This window comes from Burkholderia ubonensis subsp. mesacidophila (assembly GCF_002097715.1).
GTDB classification, from domain to species: domain Bacteria; phylum Pseudomonadota; class Gammaproteobacteria; order Burkholderiales; family Burkholderiaceae; genus Burkholderia; species Burkholderia mesacidophila.
Genome location: NZ_CP020737.1, coordinates 2,994,852 through 3,012,139 on the forward strand (window position 1 = coordinate 2,994,852; position 17,288 = coordinate 3,012,139).

At 68.3% G+C, this 17,288-nt stretch carries 18 protein-coding genes; 9 read left to right on the forward strand and 9 right to left on the reverse strand.

The genetic code is table 11. The features are described 5' to 3' along the window. Window positions 1-151: 151 nt before the first annotated feature. Window positions 152-1,534, reverse strand: coding sequence for an exodeoxyribonuclease VII large subunit (xseA, locus tag B7P44_RS14060; protein ID WP_084905115.1), 1,383 nt, complete (start codon window positions 1,532-1,534; stop codon window positions 152-154). 449 nt (window positions 1,535-1,983) lie between these two features. Here xseA and lpxK point away from each other — a divergent pair, with 449 nt between their 5' ends. From lpxK to B7P44_RS14085, 5 genes are all read left to right on the forward strand, one after another. Next, window positions 1,984-3,012 carry a tetraacyldisaccharide 4'-kinase gene (gene lpxK, locus B7P44_RS14065; protein WP_084905117.1) on the forward strand — a complete coding sequence of 343 codons (1,029 nt, stop codon included), beginning with the start codon at window positions 1,984-1,986 and terminating at the stop codon, window positions 3,010-3,012. Further along, complete coding sequence (locus B7P44_RS14070; RefSeq protein WP_010090898.1) at window positions 2,993-3,187, forward strand: Trm112 family protein; 195 nt, start codon at window positions 2,993-2,995, stop codon at window positions 3,185-3,187. The genes lpxK and B7P44_RS14070 overlap by 20 nt, the downstream gene beginning before the upstream one ends. A gap of 98 nt (window positions 3,188-3,285) precedes the next feature. After that, window positions 3,286-4,077, forward strand: a complete 792-nt coding sequence (kdsB, locus tag B7P44_RS14075; RefSeq protein WP_010090897.1) for a 3-deoxy-manno-octulosonate cytidylyltransferase — start codon at window positions 3,286-3,288, stop codon at window positions 4,075-4,077. Between the two features lie 208 nt (window positions 4,078-4,285). After that, window positions 4,286-4,948 (forward strand): adenylate kinase, encoded by a 663-nt coding sequence (gene adk, locus B7P44_RS14080; RefSeq protein WP_084905119.1) that lies wholly within the window; start codon window positions 4,286-4,288, stop codon window positions 4,946-4,948. A gap of 186 nt (window positions 4,949-5,134) precedes the next feature. Beyond that, window positions 5,135-5,893, forward strand: a complete 759-nt coding sequence (locus tag B7P44_RS14085) for a 3-hydroxyacyl-CoA dehydrogenase (RefSeq protein WP_084905120.1) — start codon at window positions 5,135-5,137, stop codon at window positions 5,891-5,893. Window positions 5,894-5,974: 81 nt separating this feature from the next. On the opposite strand, the gene B7P44_RS14090 is transcribed toward B7P44_RS14085, so the two are convergent. Together B7P44_RS14090 and murJ are read right to left on the reverse strand one after the other, a co-directional pair. Next, entirely contained in the window at window positions 5,975-6,817 is an 843-nt protein-coding gene (locus tag B7P44_RS14090; RefSeq protein ID WP_084906692.1) for a SirB1 family protein, read from the reverse strand. Between the two features lie 8 nt (window positions 6,818-6,825). Beyond that, on the reverse strand, window positions 6,826-8,376 hold the full coding sequence (murJ, locus tag B7P44_RS14095; protein WP_084905122.1) for a murein biosynthesis integral membrane protein MurJ: 1,551 nt from the start codon (window positions 8,374-8,376) through the stop codon (window positions 6,826-6,828). Between the two features lie 301 nt (window positions 8,377-8,677). Between murJ and rpsT the strand changes: the two genes are divergently transcribed. Beyond that, a complete protein-coding gene (rpsT, locus tag B7P44_RS14100; RefSeq protein WP_006398494.1) occupies window positions 8,678-8,950 on the forward strand; it encodes a 30S ribosomal protein S20 in 273 nt (90 codons plus the stop codon). Window positions 8,951-9,106: 156 nt separating this feature from the next. Here rpsT and B7P44_RS14105 read toward each other — a convergent pair whose 3' ends face one another. After that, the gene (locus B7P44_RS14105; RefSeq protein WP_084905124.1) at window positions 9,107-9,427 is read right to left on the reverse strand and encodes a DUF3579 domain-containing protein; all 321 of its coding nucleotides are present in this window, start codon (window positions 9,425-9,427) and stop codon (window positions 9,107-9,109) included. Between the two features lie 412 nt (window positions 9,428-9,839). On the opposite strand from B7P44_RS14105, the gene argF reads away from it, so the two are divergent. Then, window positions 9,840-10,769, forward strand: a complete 930-nt coding sequence (gene argF / locus B7P44_RS14115) for an ornithine carbamoyltransferase (protein ID WP_059749657.1) — start codon at window positions 9,840-9,842, stop codon at window positions 10,767-10,769. 121 nt (window positions 10,770-10,890) lie between these two features. Here the strand turns inward: argF and B7P44_RS14120 are convergent, their stop codons facing one another. The 3 genes from B7P44_RS14120 to murB form a co-directional block, all read right to left on the reverse strand. Beyond that, window positions 10,891-11,973, reverse strand: a complete 1,083-nt coding sequence (locus tag B7P44_RS14120; protein WP_084905125.1) for an SRPBCC domain-containing protein — start codon at window positions 11,971-11,973, stop codon at window positions 10,891-10,893. Beyond that, the gene (locus B7P44_RS14125; protein ID WP_084905127.1) at window positions 11,970-12,353 is read right to left on the reverse strand and encodes an ArsR/SmtB family transcription factor; all 384 of its coding nucleotides are present in this window, start codon (window positions 12,351-12,353) and stop codon (window positions 11,970-11,972) included. Before B7P44_RS14125 ends, B7P44_RS14120 begins: the two co-directional genes overlap by 4 nt. 139 nt (window positions 12,354-12,492) lie before the next feature. Further along, window positions 12,493-13,542, reverse strand: a complete 1,050-nt coding sequence (gene murB / locus B7P44_RS14130) for a UDP-N-acetylmuramate dehydrogenase (RefSeq protein ID WP_084905129.1) — start codon at window positions 13,540-13,542, stop codon at window positions 12,493-12,495. Window positions 13,543-13,689: 147 nt separating this feature from the next. On the opposite strand from murB, the gene B7P44_RS14135 reads away from it, so the two are divergent. Beyond that, window positions 13,690-14,175, forward strand: coding sequence for a YajQ family cyclic di-GMP-binding protein (locus tag B7P44_RS14135; protein WP_084905131.1), 486 nt, complete (start codon window positions 13,690-13,692; stop codon window positions 14,173-14,175). Between the two features lie 61 nt (window positions 14,176-14,236). Here B7P44_RS14135 and plsY read toward each other — a convergent pair whose 3' ends face one another. Together plsY and ybaK are read right to left on the reverse strand one after the other, a co-directional pair. Next, window positions 14,237-14,875, reverse strand: coding sequence for a glycerol-3-phosphate 1-O-acyltransferase PlsY (gene plsY, locus B7P44_RS14140; protein WP_060367140.1), 639 nt, complete (start codon window positions 14,873-14,875; stop codon window positions 14,237-14,239). A 107-nt stretch (window positions 14,876-14,982) separates the two neighbouring features. Continuing rightward, window positions 14,983-15,474 (reverse strand): Cys-tRNA(Pro) deacylase, encoded by a 492-nt coding sequence (gene ybaK, locus B7P44_RS14145; protein ID WP_084905133.1) that lies wholly within the window; start codon window positions 15,472-15,474, stop codon window positions 14,983-14,985. A 234-nt stretch (window positions 15,475-15,708) separates the two neighbouring features. Between ybaK and B7P44_RS14150 the strand changes: the two genes are divergently transcribed. Beyond that, on the forward strand, window positions 15,709-17,271 hold the full coding sequence (locus tag B7P44_RS14150; RefSeq protein WP_084905135.1) for a class I adenylate-forming enzyme family protein: 1,563 nt from the start codon (window positions 15,709-15,711) through the stop codon (window positions 17,269-17,271). Window positions 17,272-17,288 lie beyond the last annotated feature (17 nt).

Genomic DNA, 17,288 nt, shown 5'->3' on the forward strand with positions numbered 1-17,288 from the left:
GCTGTGTTGAATGCTGCCGAGCGTCCGATTGTAGGCGAGGACGAATAACCCCGCAAACCCGCGGGCCATTTATCCGCGGTATGCGGAAAAGCGGCGTTCGCGCAGCGACTGGCGGGACGGGCACGCTGCGCAGCCGTTCCGCCGGAACGCGTCAGAACGTATCCGACAGCCGCGGCTGCACGTCGGCGAGCGACACGTCCGCCGAGCCTTCGGCGAGATGCACGGTCAGCCGCCGCTGCGGCTTCAGCGCGCTCGGCGCGCGCACCGCGCGGCCCGTCTGCGCATCGATGAGCGCCGCATAGCCGCGCTCGAGCGTGCGCTGCGGGCTCAGCACCTCGAGCCGCGCCGCACAGGCTGCCACGCGCGCCGTGTCGCGTTCGTGACGGCGCTGCAGCGCGACCGAAAGACGTTGCTCCAGCCCCGCGAGCACATAACGCGCCTGCGTCACGTCGGGCCGCGCGCGCTGCCAGCGCAATTGCGCGAGCGCGAAGCGGGCGCGCGCGTCGCGCACCGGCCGCGCCGCCGCGGACGCGAGGCGCACCGCGAGCTGCTCGACATGCGTGCGCTGCCGCTGCAGCCGTTCGGCCGGGCTGACAAGCCGGCGCGCGAGCCAGTCGAGCTGCTGCGCACGCTGTTCGAGCGTGCGGCGCATCCCGCGCGCGAGCGCGCCTTGCCGGTCGCTCACCTCGCGCAGCAGCAGCGCGCGCTGCGGGCTCGCCAGTTCGGCCGCGCCGGTCGGCGTCGGCGCACGCACGTCGGCGGCGAAATCGGCGATCGTGAAATCGGTTTCGTGCCCGACGCCGCTGACGACGGGCAGCGCGCTCGCCGCGATCGCGCGCGCAAGCGCCTCGTCGTTGAACGACCACAGATCCTCGATCGAGCCGCCGCCGCGGCACACGAGCAGCACGTCGACCTCGCGCCGCGCGTTCGCGGTCTCGACCGCCGCGACGAGTTTCTCGGCCGAACCCGCGCCCTGCACGGGCGCCGGATAGACGATCACCGGCACGTGCGGCGCGCGGCGCGCGAGCGTGGTCAGCACGTCGCGCAGCGCGGCAGCCTGCAGCGACGTGACGATGCCGATCGCGCGCGGATGCGCGGGCAGCGGCCGCTTGCGCTCGGGCGCGAACAGGCCTTCCGCCTCGAGCTGCGCCTTGAGCCGCAGGAACGCCTCGTACAGACGCCCCTGCCCGGTGCGCCGCACGGCCTCGACGTTGAGCTGCACCTCGCCGCGCGGCTCGTACATCGTGACGACCGCGCGCACCTCGATCCGGTCGCCTTCGCGCGGCGTGAACTCCGCGTATTGCGCACGGCCGCGGAACATCACGCAGCGCATCTGCGCCTGCTGGTCCTTGATCGAGAAATACCAGTGGCCGCTCGCGGCGCGCGTGAAGTTCGACACTTCGCCCGCGACCCACAGCAGCGGAAACGAGCGCTCGAGCATCGTCGAGATCGCGCGGTTGAGGGCCGAGACGGGAATCACTTCGTCGCCGCCGCGCGTCGCGCCCGGCGCGGTAAATGAGGAGTCGGATTGCATGGACGATCGGTTGAATGCTGGCGGCGACACGATAGTCCGACATCCGCCCGGCGTCCAGCGGCGCTGGGTGCATTGCACAAAGCGGAAAGTGTCCACACCTCGGCAATCGACTGCAAAAAACCCCGCAAAACTCCCCAAAACCCCTGACAATTTGTGACAACGCCTTGATTTTTAAAACGTTTTAAAACTTCCGGAATGATTCTCATCCGATTCGAGGTCCGCCCCACGGGCATGTGCGGCGATCGCCCGCCGGGTTCTTCACAGAGTTATCCACAAGCCCGCGCGATCCGGCCCCGCCTGCGGCGTGGCGGTGCGGCGCTTGCCGGGCCGGCTCGCCGCGCGCTAGAGTGCCGCCTTCCGCAGAACCCGCGGCCTGTGCCGCCATCCGGAGAATTCGCCTTGACGACCCCGTCCCACGCCACGCGGCGCCACATGCCGCGCGCCGACCGATGAGCACGCCCGGCGGCCCGCTCGCCCGGCTCGAGACGCGCCTCACGCGCGAATGGCAGCGCCGCGGCGCGCTCGCGTGGGCGCTCACGCCGTTCGCCTGCGTGTTCGGGTTGTGCGCGGCGCTGCGCCGCGCAGCCTATGCGCAAGGCTGGAAGAAGCCGGTCGACGTCGGCGTGCCGGTCGTCGTGGTCGGCAACGTGACCGTCGGCGGCACCGGCAAGACGCCGACCGTGATCGCGCTCGTCGATGCGCTGCGCGCCGCGGGCTTCACGCCCGGCGTCGTGTCGCGCGGCTACGGCGCGAACGTGCGCACGCCGACCCCCGTGACGCCCGGCTCGCGCGCGAGCGAGGCCGGCGACGAGCCGCTGCTGATCGCCCGCCGCACCGATGCGCCCGTCTGGGTCTGCCCGAATCGCGTCGCGGCCGCACAGGCGCTGCGCGCCGCGCACCCGGACGTCGACGTGATCGTTAGCGACGACGGCCTGCAGCACTACCGCCTCGCGCGCACGGTCGAGCTCGTCGTGTTCGACCACCGGCTCGGCGGCAACGGCTTCCTGCTGCCGGCCGGACCGCTGCGCGAGCCGCTGTCGCGGCGCCGCGACGCGACCCTCGTCAACGATCCGTACAGCGGCGCGCTGCCGCCGTGGCCCGACACTTATGCGCTCGCGCTCGCGCCCGGCGCCGCGTGGCATCTCGACCAGCCGGCGCTGCGCCGCCCGCTGTCGCAGTTTGCCGGCGAGCGCGTGCTCGCGGCGGCCGGCATCGGCGCGCCCGAACGCTTCTTCGCGACGCTGCGCGCGGCCGGCCTCGCGCCGGCGACCCGCGCGCTGCCCGACCACTACGCGTTCGCGCACAATCCGTTCGACGACGATCAGGTCGACACGATCCTGATCACCGAGAAGGATGCAGTAAAATTGGGCGCTTCCTGGCGCGACGCTCGAATCTGGGTTGTCCCCGTCGAAGCCGCGCTCGATCCTCGCCTCATTGCCCTCGTTGTGGAGAAACTCCGTGGACGCTCGCCTGCTTGAAATCCTTGTGTGCCCTATCTGCAAAGGCCCGCTCCACTATGACCGCGCCGCGCAGGAGCTGATCTGCAACGCGGACAAGCTCGCCTATCCGATCCGCGACGGCATTCCCGTGATGCTGGTCGACGAGGCGCGCCAGACCGTCGAAGGCACGCCGGTCGACCCGGCCGGTCGTTAAACCCGACCGCTCATCCCGGCCCCGGCGCGTCCCTGCCGCCCCGCGGGCGCCGCACCCGCGCCGCCCGCCGCTTCCGTCACCCGCTTGCGCTCCATCCGATGACTCACCCGCAGCCCTTCATCGCCGTCATTCCCGCCCGGCTCGCCTCGACCCGGCTTCCGAACAAGCCGCTCGCCGACCTCGGCGGCAAGCCGATGGTCGTGCGCGTCGCCGAACGGGCGCGCGAAGCGGGCGCGCAGCAGGTGCTCGTCGCATCCGACGCGCAGAGCGTGCTCGACGCCGCGCGCGAGCACGGCTTCGAGGCGGTGCTCACGCGCGCCGACCATCCGTCCGGCACCGACCGCCTCGCCGAAGTCGCGGCCGCATTCGGATGGAGCGACGACACGGTCGTCGTCAACGTGCAGGGCGACGAGCCGCTGATCGACCCGGCGCTGGTCCGCGACGTAGCGTCGCACCTGGCCGCGCATCCGGCCTGCGCGATCGCGACCGCCGCGCACCCGATCCACACGGCGGCCGACGTGTTCAACCCGAACATCGTGAAGGTCGCGCTCGACGCGCAAAGCGTCGCGCTCTACTTCTCGCGCGCGCCGATTCCGTGGAGCCGCGACGCGTACCAGCCGCACTGGCCCGACGTCGCGGCGATGCCCGCGCCGGCGTTTCCGGTGTACCGGCACATCGGCCTCTACGCGTACCGCGCACGTTTCCTGCGCACGTATCCGTCGCTCGCGCAGGCGCCGATCGAGCAGGCCGAGCAGCTCGAACAGCTGCGCGCGATGTGGCACGGCGAGCGGATCGCCGTGATGATCACCGCGCACGCGCCCGAAGCCGGCATCGATACGCCGGCCGATCTCGAACGCGTGCAGGCCCTTTTTCGGCCGGATTCAAAATAAGCCGTGGCATAATCGGACGGTTGTGCGAGCCGTCCGCAACCTGCGCGTCCTCGCTTGACCCCGCCCGCGGCCCTGCCGGCAGCCGCGCGTCGCCGAGCCGACGCGCCGCGTCAGACCGGTCCCGCCGCGCGCCAGGCAAGCCCCGCGCACGTTGTTGCCGACGCCTTTGAGCCTCGCCATACGAATCTACATACTTGGAGATATCACCATGCGTTTGATCCTGTTGGGCGCGCCCGGCGCGGGAAAGGGCACCCAGGCAAACTTCATCAAGGAAAAATTCGGCATCCCGCAGATCTCGACGGGCGACATGCTGCGCGCGGCCGTGAAGGCCGGCACCCCGCTCGGCATCGAGGCGAAGCGCTTCATGGATGAAGGCAAGCTCGTGACGGACGATCTGATCATCGGCCTCGTGAAGGAGCGCCTGAAGGAAGCGGACTGCGCGAACGGCTACCTGTTCGACGGTTTCCCGCGCACGATCGCGCAGGCCGACGCGATGAAGGAAGCCGGCGTCGCGATCGACTACGTGCTGGAAATCGACGTGCCGTTCTCGGAAATCATCGAGCGCATGAGCGGCCGCCGCACGCATCCGGCGTCGGGCCGCACCTATCACGTCAAGTTCAACCCGCCGAAGGTCGAAGGTATCGACGACGTCACCGGCGAGCCGCTGATCCAGCGCGACGACGACAAGGAAGAGACGGTCAAGAAGCGTCTCGAAGTGTACGAAGCGCAGACCAAGCCGCTCATCACCTACTACGGCGACTGGGCGACGCGCGGCGAGGAGAACGGCCTGAAGGCGCCTCAGTACCGGAAGATCTCCGGTCTCGGCACCGTCGGCGAGATCCGCGACCGTGCGTTCGACGCGCTGAAGTAAGCGCCGCGTCCCGCATCGCGAAGCCGCCTGAGCCAGGCGGCTTTTTTTTCGCGCCGGCATTATTCGCACGATCGTTCGCTTTTCTCCGGTCGACAGCGGCGCCCCGTACAATCGGCCGGATCGATCGTATTCGGCCGCCCGCATGCAGGCGGGCCGGCCGGCGCGTACACCAGCAAGGAGACAGTCATGGAGATTCGCGGGAACGTCTTTCTGATCACGGGCGGCACATCGGGCCTCGGCGCGGGCACCGCCCGGATGCTCGCGCAGGAAGGCGGCAAGGTCGTGCTCGCCGACCTCAACCAGGAAGCGGGCGAGGCGCTCGCGCAGGAACTGGGCGGCGTGTTCGTCAAGTGCGACGTGTCGCGCGAGGAGGACGCGCAGGCGGCGATCGACGCCGCGACGCGCGCCGGCACGCTGCGCGGCCTCGTGAACTGCGCGGGCATCGCCCCCGCCGCGAAGACCGTCGGCAAGGACGGCGCGCATCCGCTCGACGTGTTCGCGAAGACGATCAACGTGAACCTCATCGGCACGTTCAACATGATCCGCCTTGCCGCCGTCGCGATGTCGGCGAACGAACCGAACGCGCTCGGCGAGCGCGGCGTGATCGTCAGCACTGCGTCGGTCGCCGCGTTCGACGGCCAGATCGGCCAGGCCGCCTATGCGGCGTCGAAGGCGGGCGTCGCCGGCATGACGCTGCCGATCGCGCGCGACCTGTCGCGCAACGCGATCCGCGTGATGACGATCGCGCCCGGCCTCTTCGAGACGCCGATGCTGCTCGGCATGCCGAAGGAGGTGCAGGATGCGCTCGGCGCGATGGTGCCGTTCCCGCCGCGGCTCGGCAAGCCGGCCGAATACGCGATGCTGGTCCGGCAGATCGTCGAGAATCCGATGCTCAACGGCGAGGTGATCCGCCTCGACGGCGCGATCCGGATGCAGCCGAAATAACGCGCGGCCCGCGCGCCAGAAAAAACGCCCGCCACGCGCAATGCGCATGGCGGGCGTTTCGCATCCGGGGGTGTGGCGCGCTCAGTCTTCGTCGCCGCGCTGCATCCGTTGCCGCAATTCGGTCAGTTGCGACTCGACGACGGTCGCGTCGTCGGCGTCCGGCCGCTCGTCGAGATAATGCTCGAGATCCTCGAGCGCCGGCCGCAGGTAGTCGAGACGCGCATACGCGAAGCCGCGGTCGCGCACTTCGTCGGGCTGCCCCGGCAACAGGATCACGAGCCGCTGTTGCACCGCGAGCAGCCGCTGCCAGCGTTCCGTCTGCAGATAGATCGTCTTCAGGTTGCGCAGCATCCGCGCGATGATCTCGCGGCTCGTCGCCGGCTGCAGCAGCGCGCGCAACGCGCTGTCGACCGCGCCGGCCGCGCGCGCGACGTACGGCTCCAGCATCTCGACCATCTCGGCCTCGGACAGCGAATGGCCATTGGTCGGATCGATGATCAGGTCGCCGTCCGACAGCGTCACGCGCAGCAGGAAGTGGCCCGGGAACGACACGCCCCGCGCCGGCACGCCGATCTGCTCCGCGAGTTCGAGGTACAGCACCGACAACGAGATCGGGATGCCGCGCCGCCGCTTCAGCACGATGTTCAGGTGGCTGTTGTCAGGATCGTAGTAGTCATTGTGATTGCACGCGAAGCCCAGTTCGCTGAAGAAGAACGCATTGAGCGCAACGACGCGGTCCTTCAGGCCCGCGTCGTGGGGCAGCCGCCGGCGCAGGCGCGCCGCGAGCATGTCGAGCTCGGCGAGCGTGCCCTGCAGGTCGAGGTCCGGGTACGCGTCCTGCGCGAGCGACAGCGCCGCCTCGGTGACGGGCAGACTTTCGTCCTCCGCCACGAGCGTGCTGAAATAATCGAGGACGCGGGTCATTGCGGTCGTCACTTGGCGCGCCTTCTGAAGTAAGCGTATTTGAAGCCCATCACCCACAACATACCGAAATATAGTGCAGCGAACAGCACGAGGCACGCGGCCATCAGCGCGATGCGCTCGATCGGCTGCGCGCGCAGCCCGGTCCAGTCGAAGCTGATCGCGAACCAGTGCATCGCGCCCGCGAGCACGAGCGATGCGCCGGCGAGCTGCGCGAAGAAGCGCAACCAGCCCGCCGACGGCAGGTAGATGCCGCGCCGGCGCAGGCCGATGAACAGCAGCAGCGAATTCAGGCACGCGCCGACGCCGATGCTCAGCGTGAGGCCCGCGTGGCCGATCAGCGGCACGAACACGTAGTTCGACAACTGCGTGACCACGAGCACGCCGATCGCGATCTTCACCGGCGTCTTGATGTCCTGCTTCGCGTAGAAGCCCGGCGCGAGGATCTTGATCAGGATGATGCCGACGAGACCGATCCCGTAGGTCGCAAGCGCGCGAGCGACCATCGTCACGGTGAACGCGTCGAACTTGCCGTAATTGAACAGCGTCGCCGTGAGCGGCGCCGCGAAGAAGAACAGCGCGAGCGCGCTCGGCGCGGCGAGCAGGAACGTGACGCGCAGCCCCCAGTCGAGCAGCGCCGAATACTCGGTCGCGTCCGCGTCGACGTGCGCCTTCGACAGGCTCGGCAGCAGGATCGTGCCGAGCGCGACGCCGAGCAGCGCGGTCGGGAACTCCATCAGCCGGTCCGCGTAGTTGATCCACGACACCGCCCCCTGCCCGAGCCGCGACGCGATGTTGGTGTTGATGATGAGGGACAGCTGCGCGACCGACACCGCGAAGGTGGCCGGCACCATCTTCGCGAGCACGCGCTTCACGCCGCGATGCCGCAGCGCGCGCAGCGGGTTGAGCCCGATCAGCGGCACCATGTCGATCTTCTTCAGACCGGGCAGCTGGACCAGGAACTGCAGCACGCCGCCGGCGATGACCGCCCACGCGAGCGCGTACACGGGCACCTTCAGGTGCGGCGCGACGAACACCGCCGCGACGATGAACGCGACGTTGAGCAGCACCGGCGCGAACGCGGGCAGCGAGAAGCTCTTGTACGTGTTCAGCACGCCGGACGCGAGCGTCGTCAGCGAGATGAACACGATGTACGGGAACATGATGCGCGTCATCGTGACGGCGAGCGGGAACGCCTGCCCGTCGGTGCGCAGCCCGGACGCGACCGCGAACACGACCCACGAGGCGCCGACGATGCCGACCACCGACAGCACGGCGAGCGCCCACGCGAGCACGGTGGACATTGCGTCGACGAGCGCCTTCGTCGCATCGTGCCCCTGCTGGTTCTTGAACTCGGCAAGGATCGGCACGAACGCCTGCGAGAACGCGCCTTCCGCGGACAGGCGGCGCAGCAGGTTCGGTATGCGGAAAGCGACGTAGAACGCGTCGGTATATTGACTGGCGCCGAACGCACGGGCGATCAGCGTCTCACGGGCCAGTCCGGTCACGCGCGACAGCAGCGTGAAGCCGCTGACCGTCAGCAGGGCTCGGAATAGATTCATGGGGCGCTTATTATACGGACGTTGCGCGGCCCGGCGACGGTGCAGGCCGAAAAGGACGTCCGTTGCGCCCTTTCCCCGCGGCAAGCGACGCCAAACTTGCCACGCGCTTGATTTTGTTGCTATAATCATCGGTTTCTGAGCCTGTTGCATGCGCGGCACCTGCCGTTTTCGTGTCTCGGTCTCGGATAAAACCAACGTTTTTTATGCGCCCCTGGGCAATCGCTCTCAGGGGACGGATCGAAAAGCAGCGCTTGGCCGTCAGGCTCCAAGCTCTGGAAACAGGACAGGATAAGGAACCGTCATGGCTAACTCCGCACAAGCACGCAAGCGCGCCCGTCAGGCAGCGAAGGCAAACTCGCACAACTCGGCGCTGCGCTCGAAATTCCGTACCGCGATCAAGGCTGTTCGCAAGGCTGTCGACGCCGGCGACCAAGCCAAGGCTGCCGAGCTGTTCAAGGCTGCCGTGAAGACGATCGACACGATCGCCGACAAGAAGATCGTTCACAAGAACAAGGCCGCTCGCAGCAAGAGCCGCCTCGCCGCAGCCGTCAAGGGCCTGCAGGCAGCAGCGTAAATCCGGTGCGCCCGCCTCGCGCGGGCGTTCCTGTTTCCTGCGATCGATGAAAAAGCCCGCATGCGCGGGCTTTTTTGTTTGGTTCGGCGTCCGCCGATACGCGGCACGCGCGGATGGACGCACCGGCCGGGCGCAGCATGCGCCCGCGCGCGGCACTTACTTCTTTTCGCTGTAGTCGGGCAGCTCGCACGCCTCGGTGACGACGAGGTTGTTGTCCTTTGCGAAGGACAGCACGAAATCGAAGGCCATTGGCTCGACGTCGCGCAGACGGGAATCGAGAATCACGCATTTCGTGCCGCCCAGCATCGTCGGACGCACGTACAGCGAATACTTCAGCCGCGCATTCGGACCGCTTGCACCGGGCCCGAAACATGCCATCACGCCAGCGAGGCGCTCCGACCAATCGCTCGGGCGAAACGTTTTCCCATCTTTCGTGATGCCCTGAATGAAGTATTCGGTCGGAGGGGTTTCAGCCATGTTGTTACCCAGGTGACGGCCCGGCGATGCGCAGGCGACGGCCTGGACACGCAAACACGAAGCAGGAAGAAGCCGGTAAGCCCGCGCCGCATGCCTGAAGACAGGCCGTCGGCACGATCCGCCCGGCACGCCGCACCGGATTTGTGCAGCGCACGGCTTGTGTCCGGCAGAGCGGGGGAATGCTTGCCTGCCGGGCTTGAGAAAACCGCGCAATTATACCGCAGCGCGCCATCGCGCGTCGTTTTGCGCACCCTCTGCGGCGCGCCGACACGGTCTGCAACGATCACGCCCCGGTTTTCGGCGTGGCTCGTCAAAGCACAGAAAATCCTTTATGCTGCTTTGAAGTTATCCACATCCGACGGCGGCGCCGTCCGGCCCCGGCGGCCGGGTAGAACCCGCCGCATTTCGTTTCATGACCGCCAAGACCATTCGTCACTACCTGCAGTTCAAGGATTTCTCGCTGGAAGACTACGAGTACGTGCTCGAACGCACGGGAATCCTGAAGCGCAAGTTCAAGAACTACGAGACCTATCACCCGCTGCACGACCGCACGCTCGCGATGATCTTCGAGAAGAGCTCGACGCGCACGCGCCTGTCGTTCGAGGCCGGCATCTTCCAGCTCGGCGGCCATGCCGTCTTCATGAGCACCCGCGACACGCAGCTCGGCCGCGGCGAACCGGTCGAAGATTCCGCGCAGGTGATCTCGCGGATGGTCGACATCATCATGATCCGCACGTTCGAGCAGGAGATCATCCAGCGCTTCGCCGAAAATTCGCGCGTGCCGGTGATCAACGGCCTGACCAACGAATTCCACCCGTGCCAGGTGCTCGCCGACATCTTCACCTACTACGAGCACCGCGGCCCGATCGCCGGCAAGACGGTCGCATGGGTCGGCGACGCGAACAACATGCTGTACACGTGGATCCAGGCTGCGCAAATCCTCGGCTTCAAGCTGCGCCTGTCGACGCCGCCGGGCTATGCGCTCGACATGAAGCTGGTCGCGCCGGAAAGCGCGCCGTTCTATGAAGTCTTCGACGATCCGAACGAAGCGTGCAAGGGCGCCGATCTCGTGACGACCGACGTGTGGACGAGCATGGGCTTCGAGGCCGAGAACGAGGCGCGCATGCAGGCGTTCGCCGACTGGTGCGTCGATGAGGAAATGATGGGCCACGCGAACCCCGACGCCCTCTTCATGCACTGCCTGCCCGCGCACCGCGGCGAGGAAGTGACGGCTGGCGTGATCGACGGCCCGCAAAGCGTGGTCTGGGACGAAGCGGAGAACCGCCTGCACGTGCAGAAGGCGCTGATGGAATTCCTGCTGCTCGGCCAGCTCAAGCACTGACCACGGGCACCGCCTGACGAAGAGAAGCGCCGATCGACGATCGGCGCTTTTTCATTTGCCCGCCTGCTTCGGCACGACGGTCGCGCGCACGCACCGGCCGCGCGCGTCATGCGGCTTCGCGTCAACCCGTCACGGGCTGCGTGGCGGTGAAGCTCGGCCGCGCCCGCATCGCCGCCTGCGCACGCTCGATGTTGCGATACTTCTTCAACAGCTCGGCGCCCTCGGCAAACATGCCGACGTAAGCGAGGATCGGCGCGAGGAACAGGTCCGCCATCGACAGCGCCGTACCGACCAGATAGTCGCGCGCGCCGTACGCCGCATCGAACACCTGCAGATGCTTGTCGATGTCGGGCAGCGCAGCGTCGATCACCGCGTGATCGGGCTGGCCGTTCTCGCCCTTCGGAAACACGTACTGCAGCACGTAGCGGCGCACCATCGCGTCGTACGCATGGCAATTGATCAGGCTGATCCACTGCTCGCCGCGCGCGTGCGCGGTCACGCCCCATTGCGGCAGCAGGCTCGGGCCGTCGAACGCTTCGTCGATGTAGCCGAGGATCGCCCGGGTTTCATAGAACTCGACCGGCCCGTCAGCAAAGGCCGGAATGCGGCCGAACGGGTTGTGCGTGAGCATTTCCGGCGAATGCGGCGGCAGCGATTCGAGTGCATAGGCGACGCCCTTCTCCGCGAGCGCCATCCGCACCGTGCGGACATACGTGCTGCGCGGATCGCCGAACACGCGCACCGTTCCCGCGCTGCCTTCCGGGTCCAGCAGGTCGCTGAGCCGGTTGAACACCGACTGCCAGCCGCCCATGTGCGAATCGCGCGTCCGCTCGTCCGGAAAACCGCTGTGACGCATGTGCAAGTGCGTGCCGCCGTCCTGGTCGGTGAACGTGACCTCGATCAGCGTCTTGAGCTCGGACGGCATCTCGCCCGCCTCCCACGCCCACGTGTAAGCCAGAAAATCGACGCGGTCGACCTTCTGGTATTCGCCTGCCGCGATGTGCTGCGAGCCGTCGCGCCCGCCCATCACGATCCGGTACTTGCCGCCGACCCGCGCGTCGGCGCTCGCTTCGACCACGCTCATCCCGCGCGGACAATGCCAGGCCGCCAGCGCGGTCTCGCTGGTGAACGCGTCGAACACACGTTCGCGCGACGCGCGGATGAAGCGGTCCATTTCCAGATGAAACGTCGCTGCTTGACTCATGGCTTCTCCTCGGGGGACGGAGCGGGTGGGCAGGCGTCGCCGGCGTCGCGCTCCGCGCTCGACTGTTCGACGAACACCTTCAGACGATCGAGGCTGTCTTCCCAAAACTGGCGATAGGTTTCGAGCCAGCCGTGCGCATCACGCATCCCGTCGGCGCGCAGCCGGCAGATCCGCCAGCGCGCGTCGACTTCCCGTTCGATCAGTCCCGCCTCGGACAGCACGCGCAGGTGCTTCGAAACGGCCGGTGCGGAGATGTCGAACGGCCGGGCCAGCTCGCCGACGGGCGCCGCGCCCTCGGCCAGCCGTAGCAGGATCGCGCGGCGGGTCGGGTCGGCAAGTGCGGCGAACACCGCGGACAGGGAATCGGATGGGGAACGCATGATCTCATTTAACTTCAAGGTTAAATGAGAGTCAAGGAAAGGACGTGAGAGATGAACGCGACGACATCGATGGGGATGGACAGGCGGCGCAACGGCGCGACATTCGCGCGCCGCCGTTACGCGGGCGGGGCGGTCCGCCTTACAGGCACACCGGTTCCGGCTCCAGCTCGACGCCGAATTTCGCGCGCACGTCGTCCTGGATCGCCCGCGCGAGCGCGAGCACCTCGGCGCCCGTCGCGCCGCCGCGGTTGACGAGCACGAGCGCCTGCCGGTCGTGCACGGCCGCGGCACCGAGCGCGCGCCCCTTCCAGCCGCTGCGGTCGATCAGCCAGCCGGCCGCGAGCTTCACCTGCCCGTCCGGTTGCGGATACGACACGATATCGGGCGCCTGTGCGCGCAGCGCGTCGAACTGCGCCGCGCCGATCACCGGATTCTTGAAGAAGCTGCCTGCATTGCCGAGCGCGAGCGGATCGGGCAGCTTCGCGCGACGGATCGCGACCACCGCGTCGAACACGTCGCGCGCTGTCGCCGTGTCCGGCGTGATGCCGCGCGCATCGAGTTCGCGCGACACGTCCGCGTAGCCGAGCCGAGGCGTCCAGCGCTTCGGCAGCCGGAACGTTACCGACACGATCGCGTAGCGCCCGCGGCCTTCCCGCTTGAAGATGCTGTCGCGATAGCCGAACGCGCAGCGCGCGGCGTCGAAGCGCTCGCTGCGGCCGGTCGCCAGCTCGACGGCGACGAGCGAATCGAAATATGTCTTCATCTCGAGCCCGTACGCGCCGATGTTCTGGATCGGCGCGGCGCCCACCGTGCCGGGAATCAGCGCCAGGTTCTCGAGGCCGGCCATGCCCTGCTCGAGCGTCCACGCGACGAACGCGTGCCAGTTCTCGCCGCCGCCCGCCTCGACGACCCACGCGTCGTCGTCCTCGCGCACGACGCGACGGCCGGCGATCTCGTCCAGCAGCACGAGGCCGTCGAAGTCGCGCGTGAACACGACGTTGCTGCCGCCGCCGAGCACCAGCAGCGGCAGGTTCGCGACGCGCGCGTCGCGATGCAGCGCCGCGAACTGGGCGGCGTGCGTCACGCGCGCGGCCAGCCGCGCGCTCACGTCGAACCCGAACGTGTTGTGCGCGGCGAGCGGATGGTCGGGAAGCAGCGACAGGGTGGAATCGGCTGGAAGCATCGGCAATCGCGGTCGGGCGTGCCCGAACTTGCCCGGACGGCAGGCGGCCGGCCTTGGGCAAACGAAGGGGCATCGGTAGAATGGCAAACAGTCCGCAATTATAGCGAGTGCCCGCGCGCAAGCCGGGCCCGCGCGTTTTACAGGGAGAATGCCATGCCATCGTTCGACGTCGTTAGCGAAGCGAACATGATCGAAGTGAAGAACGCCATCGAGCAGTCGAACAAGGAAATTTCGACGCGCTTCGATTTCAAGGGCTCCGACGCCCGCGTCGAGCAGAAGGAACGCGAACTGACGCTGTTTGCCGACGACGATTTCAAGCTCGGCCAGGTCAAGGACGTGCTGATCGGCAAGCTGGCCAAGCGCAACGTCGACGTGCGCTTCCTCGACTACGGCAAGATCGAGAAGATCGGCGGCGACAAGGTCAAGCAGATCGTCACCGTGAAGAAAGGCGTGACCGGCGATCTCGCGAAGAAGATCGTGCGGCTCGTGAAGGACAGCAAGATCAAGGTGCAGGCGAGCATCCAGGGCGACGCGGTGCGCGTGTCGGGCACGAAGCGCGACGACCTGCAGAGCGTGATCGCGATGCTGCGCAAGGACGTGACCGACACCCCGCTCGACTTCAACAACTTCCGCGACTGACCGGTCGCGTCACACCGCCGGGCTGCGCGATGCGCCCGGCGCGTTCCTCCGGCCGGCCTCCTCAGGCCTTCCCGCCGTCCTGCGCGTTGCCGTTCCCGGCCGCCTTCTTCTTGTCGCCGATCCGGCTTTCCTGCCCCGCCAGCAGCTTCGAGATGTTGCTGCGGTGACGCCACACGAGCAGCACGCTCATCGCGAGCACGGCCCACGCGACCGGGTTGTGGCGCGTGCCGAACAGGAACACGTCGAACACCGGCGCGAACACCGCCGCGACGAGCGCCGCGAGCGACGAGTAGCGGAAGAAGAACGCGATGATCAGCCAGGTCAGCGCGGTCGCCAGCCCGAGCACCGGGTGCACGGCGAGCAGCACGCCGGCCGCGGTCGCGACGCCCTTGCCGCCCTGGAAGCGGAAGAAAATCGGGTACAGGTGGCCGATGAACACCGCGATCGCCACCCATGCGATCGCGACATCGGGCAGGCCGAAGCGCCGCGCGAGCCAGACGGCGACCCAGCCCTTGAACGCATCGCCGACGAGCGTCAGGATCGCGGCCTTCTTGTTGCCGCTGCGCAGCACGTTGGTGGCGCCGGGGTTCTTCGAACCGTACGAACGGGGATCGGCCAGGCCCATCGTGGCGCTGACGACGACGGCGAACGACACCGAGCCGATCAGGTAGGCAACGACGGCGGCGAGCAGGATCTGCATGCGGATGACTCTTCTTTCAACGTATCGATGGACGGACGGCCGCGACGGCGGGCCGAAGCGGCGCTCATTCTACCGAAGCAGCGCGGGCTGCCACGAAGGTGAAACCCTCAGTCGACGCTTGCGCATTGCACCGGCTGCGCGCGCAGCAGCGTCGTCAGGACCGACGGAGCAAGACTGACCAGATAGCCGCGGCGTCCGCCGTTCAGGTAGATCGTCGGCAATTCGAGGATCGTCGACTCCACGTAGACCGGCATCGCCTTGCGGGTGCCGAACGGCGACGTGCCGCCGACCAGGTAGCCCGAATGGCGGTTCGCGATGTCGGGCTTGCACGGCTCGACGCGCTTCGCGCCGATCTGCCGCGCGAGGTTCTTGGTCGACACCGTGCGGTCGCCGTGCATCAGCACGATCAGCGGCTTCGCGTGCTCGTCTTCCATCACGAGCGTCTTCACGACGACGTGCTCGTCGACGCCGAGCTGGCGCGCGGATTCGCCGGTGCCGCCATGCTCGACGTAATCGTAAGGATGCTCGCCGAACGCGACGGCGTGGCGACGCAGCAGCTGGGTCGCGGGCGTTTCGGACACGTGTCTGGATTTGCTCATGGCGGCATTTTAATGGGGAACGGCGGCCGGGGCGCGCCGCGCTTCTCGTCGGCGGTATACTCGCGGCCCGCTTTTCCGTCACCCGGGCGGCAGCGGCGAACCCGACGCGACACCGTCCATCATCATTGCGCGCATCGCGAAGCGCTATTGACCGAATGGCCGATTGTGGCGCGCCCGCCGACATGGCACGATCGTTCGCCAACTTCGCCTGCCCGCCCCTCTTCAGGAGACGCCATGATCTCGCCCATCCCTCCGTGCGCGCCGCTCGACGTCGACGCGCTGCTGGCCGCCCTGCCCGGCCGCATCGCCGACGTCCCCGCGCACTGGGCCGCCCATGCGCCCGATCGCCCGGCGCTGATCGAGGACGCGCGCCGCCTGTCATACCGCGAACTGTCTCAGGCGATCGATGCGGCCGCCGCGCAGCTCGCCGGCTGCGGCGTGCGCGGCGGCGACCGCGTGATGATCGTCGCGGAGAACTGCGTCGCGCAGATCGTGCTGCTGTTCGCTGTGGCGCGCCTCGACGCGTGGGCGCTCATGTCGAACGCGCGGCTGTCGGCCGTCGAGCTCGACGCGATCGCCGCGCATGCGCGCCCGAAGCTGATCGCGTTCGCCGAGGCCGCGTCGCCGGATGCGCGCGCGCATGCCGCGCGCCACGACGCGACACCCGCCCCCGCGCTCGCGATCGACATCGGCGCCTGGTCGTACCGCGTCGACGCGGACGCGCCCGGCGAGCCGGTGGCCGCGGACGGCGCCGCGCAATGCGCGGCGCTGATCTACACGACCGGCACCACCGGCATGCCGAAGGGCGTGATGCTGTCGCACCGCAACCTGCTGTACGTCGCGGCGACGTCGAGCGCGCTGCGGCGCGTGTCGCCCGAGGACGTCGTCTATACGGTGCTGCCGGTGTCGCACGTGTACGGCCTCGCGTCGGTCTGCCTCGGCAGCCTGTACGCGGGCGCGACGCTGCGGCTCGCGCCGCGCTTTTCGCCCGAGGCCGTGCGCGTCGCGCTGGCCGACGAAGGGATCACGATCTTCCAGGGCGTGCCTGCGATGCATGCGAAGCTGCTCGAGCATCTGCACACGCACGGTCATGCGTGGCATGCGCCGCGCCTGCGCTTCGCGTATTCGGGCGGCTCGCCGCTCGACACCGGACTGAAGGCGCGCGTCGAGCGCGTGTACGGCGTGCCGCTGCACAACGGCTACGGGATGACCGAGAGCAGCCCCACGATCGCGCAGACGCCGCTCGATGCGCCGCGCGCCGACGGCTCGGTCGGCGTGCCGATTCCGGGCGTCGAAATGCGCATCGTCGCGCCGGACGGCCGCGACGTGCCGCAAGGCGAGGTCGGCGAGATCCACGTGCGCGGGCCGAACGTGATGCTCGGCTATTACCGCAATCCGGATGCGACGCGCGCGGCGGTTACGCCTGACGGCTGGCTGAAGACCGGCGATCTCGCGCGGCAGGACGCCGACGGCGCGGTGACGATCGCCGGGCGCAGCAAGGAGCTGATCATCCGCTCCGGCTTCAACGTGTATCCGGTCGAGGTCGAGCAGGTGCTGAACGCGCACCCGGACGTCGTGCAGGCGGCCGTGATCGGCCGCCCGGTCGAGGGCAACGAGGAAGTGCTCGCGTTCGTCGAGCTTGCGCCGGGCGCCACGGCGACCGAGGCCGCGCTGCACGAATGGTGCGCGGCGCGGCTCGCGCCGTACAAGCGGCCCGCGCACATCCGCGTGCTCGACGCGTTGCCGGCTGCGTCGACCGGCAAGGTGCTGAAGCACAAGCTGCGCGACATGCTCTGACGCACGCAGCCGCGGCG

What these genes read in the sequence shown, in the direction of transcription:
- xseA (WP_084905115.1), bottom strand. Translation starts at nt 1,534, where the DNA reads ATGCAATCCGACTCCTCATTTACCGCGCCGGGCGCGACGCGCGGCGGC.
- lpxK (WP_084905117.1), top strand. Translation starts at nt 1,984, where the DNA reads ATGAGCACGCCCGGCGGCCCGCTCGCCCGGCTCGAGACGCGCCTCACG.
- kdsB (WP_010090897.1), top strand. Translation starts at nt 3,286, where the DNA reads ATGACTCACCCGCAGCCCTTCATCGCCGTCATTCCCGCCCGGCTCGCC.
- adk (WP_084905119.1), top strand. Translation starts at nt 4,286, where the DNA reads ATGCGTTTGATCCTGTTGGGCGCGCCCGGCGCGGGAAAGGGCACCCAG.
- B7P44_RS14085 (WP_084905120.1), top strand. Translation starts at nt 5,135, where the DNA reads ATGGAGATTCGCGGGAACGTCTTTCTGATCACGGGCGGCACATCGGGC.
- B7P44_RS14090 (WP_084906692.1), bottom strand. Translation starts at nt 6,817, where the DNA reads ATGACCCGCGTCCTCGATTATTTCAGCACGCTCGTGGCGGAGGACGAA.
- murJ (WP_084905122.1), bottom strand. Translation starts at nt 8,376, where the DNA reads ATGAATCTATTCCGAGCCCTGCTGACGGTCAGCGGCTTCACGCTGCTG.
- rpsT (WP_006398494.1), top strand. Translation starts at nt 8,678, where the DNA reads ATGGCTAACTCCGCACAAGCACGCAAGCGCGCCCGTCAGGCAGCGAAG.
- B7P44_RS14105 (WP_084905124.1), bottom strand. Translation starts at nt 9,427, where the DNA reads ATGGCTGAAACCCCTCCGACCGAATACTTCATTCAGGGCATCACGAAA.
- argF (WP_059749657.1), top strand. Translation starts at nt 9,840, where the DNA reads ATGACCGCCAAGACCATTCGTCACTACCTGCAGTTCAAGGATTTCTCG.
- B7P44_RS14120 (WP_084905125.1), bottom strand. Translation starts at nt 11,973, where the DNA reads ATGAGTCAAGCAGCGACGTTTCATCTGGAAATGGACCGCTTCATCCGC.
- B7P44_RS14125 (WP_084905127.1), bottom strand. Translation starts at nt 12,353, where the DNA reads ATGCGTTCCCCATCCGATTCCCTGTCCGCGGTGTTCGCCGCACTTGCC.
- B7P44_RS14135 (WP_084905131.1), top strand. Translation starts at nt 13,690, where the DNA reads ATGCCATCGTTCGACGTCGTTAGCGAAGCGAACATGATCGAAGTGAAG.
- plsY (WP_060367140.1), bottom strand. Translation starts at nt 14,875, where the DNA reads ATGCAGATCCTGCTCGCCGCCGTCGTTGCCTACCTGATCGGCTCGGTG.
- ybaK (WP_084905133.1), bottom strand. Translation starts at nt 15,474, where the DNA reads ATGAGCAAATCCAGACACGTGTCCGAAACGCCCGCGACCCAGCTGCTG.
- B7P44_RS14150 (WP_084905135.1), top strand. Translation starts at nt 15,709, where the DNA reads ATGATCTCGCCCATCCCTCCGTGCGCGCCGCTCGACGTCGACGCGCTG.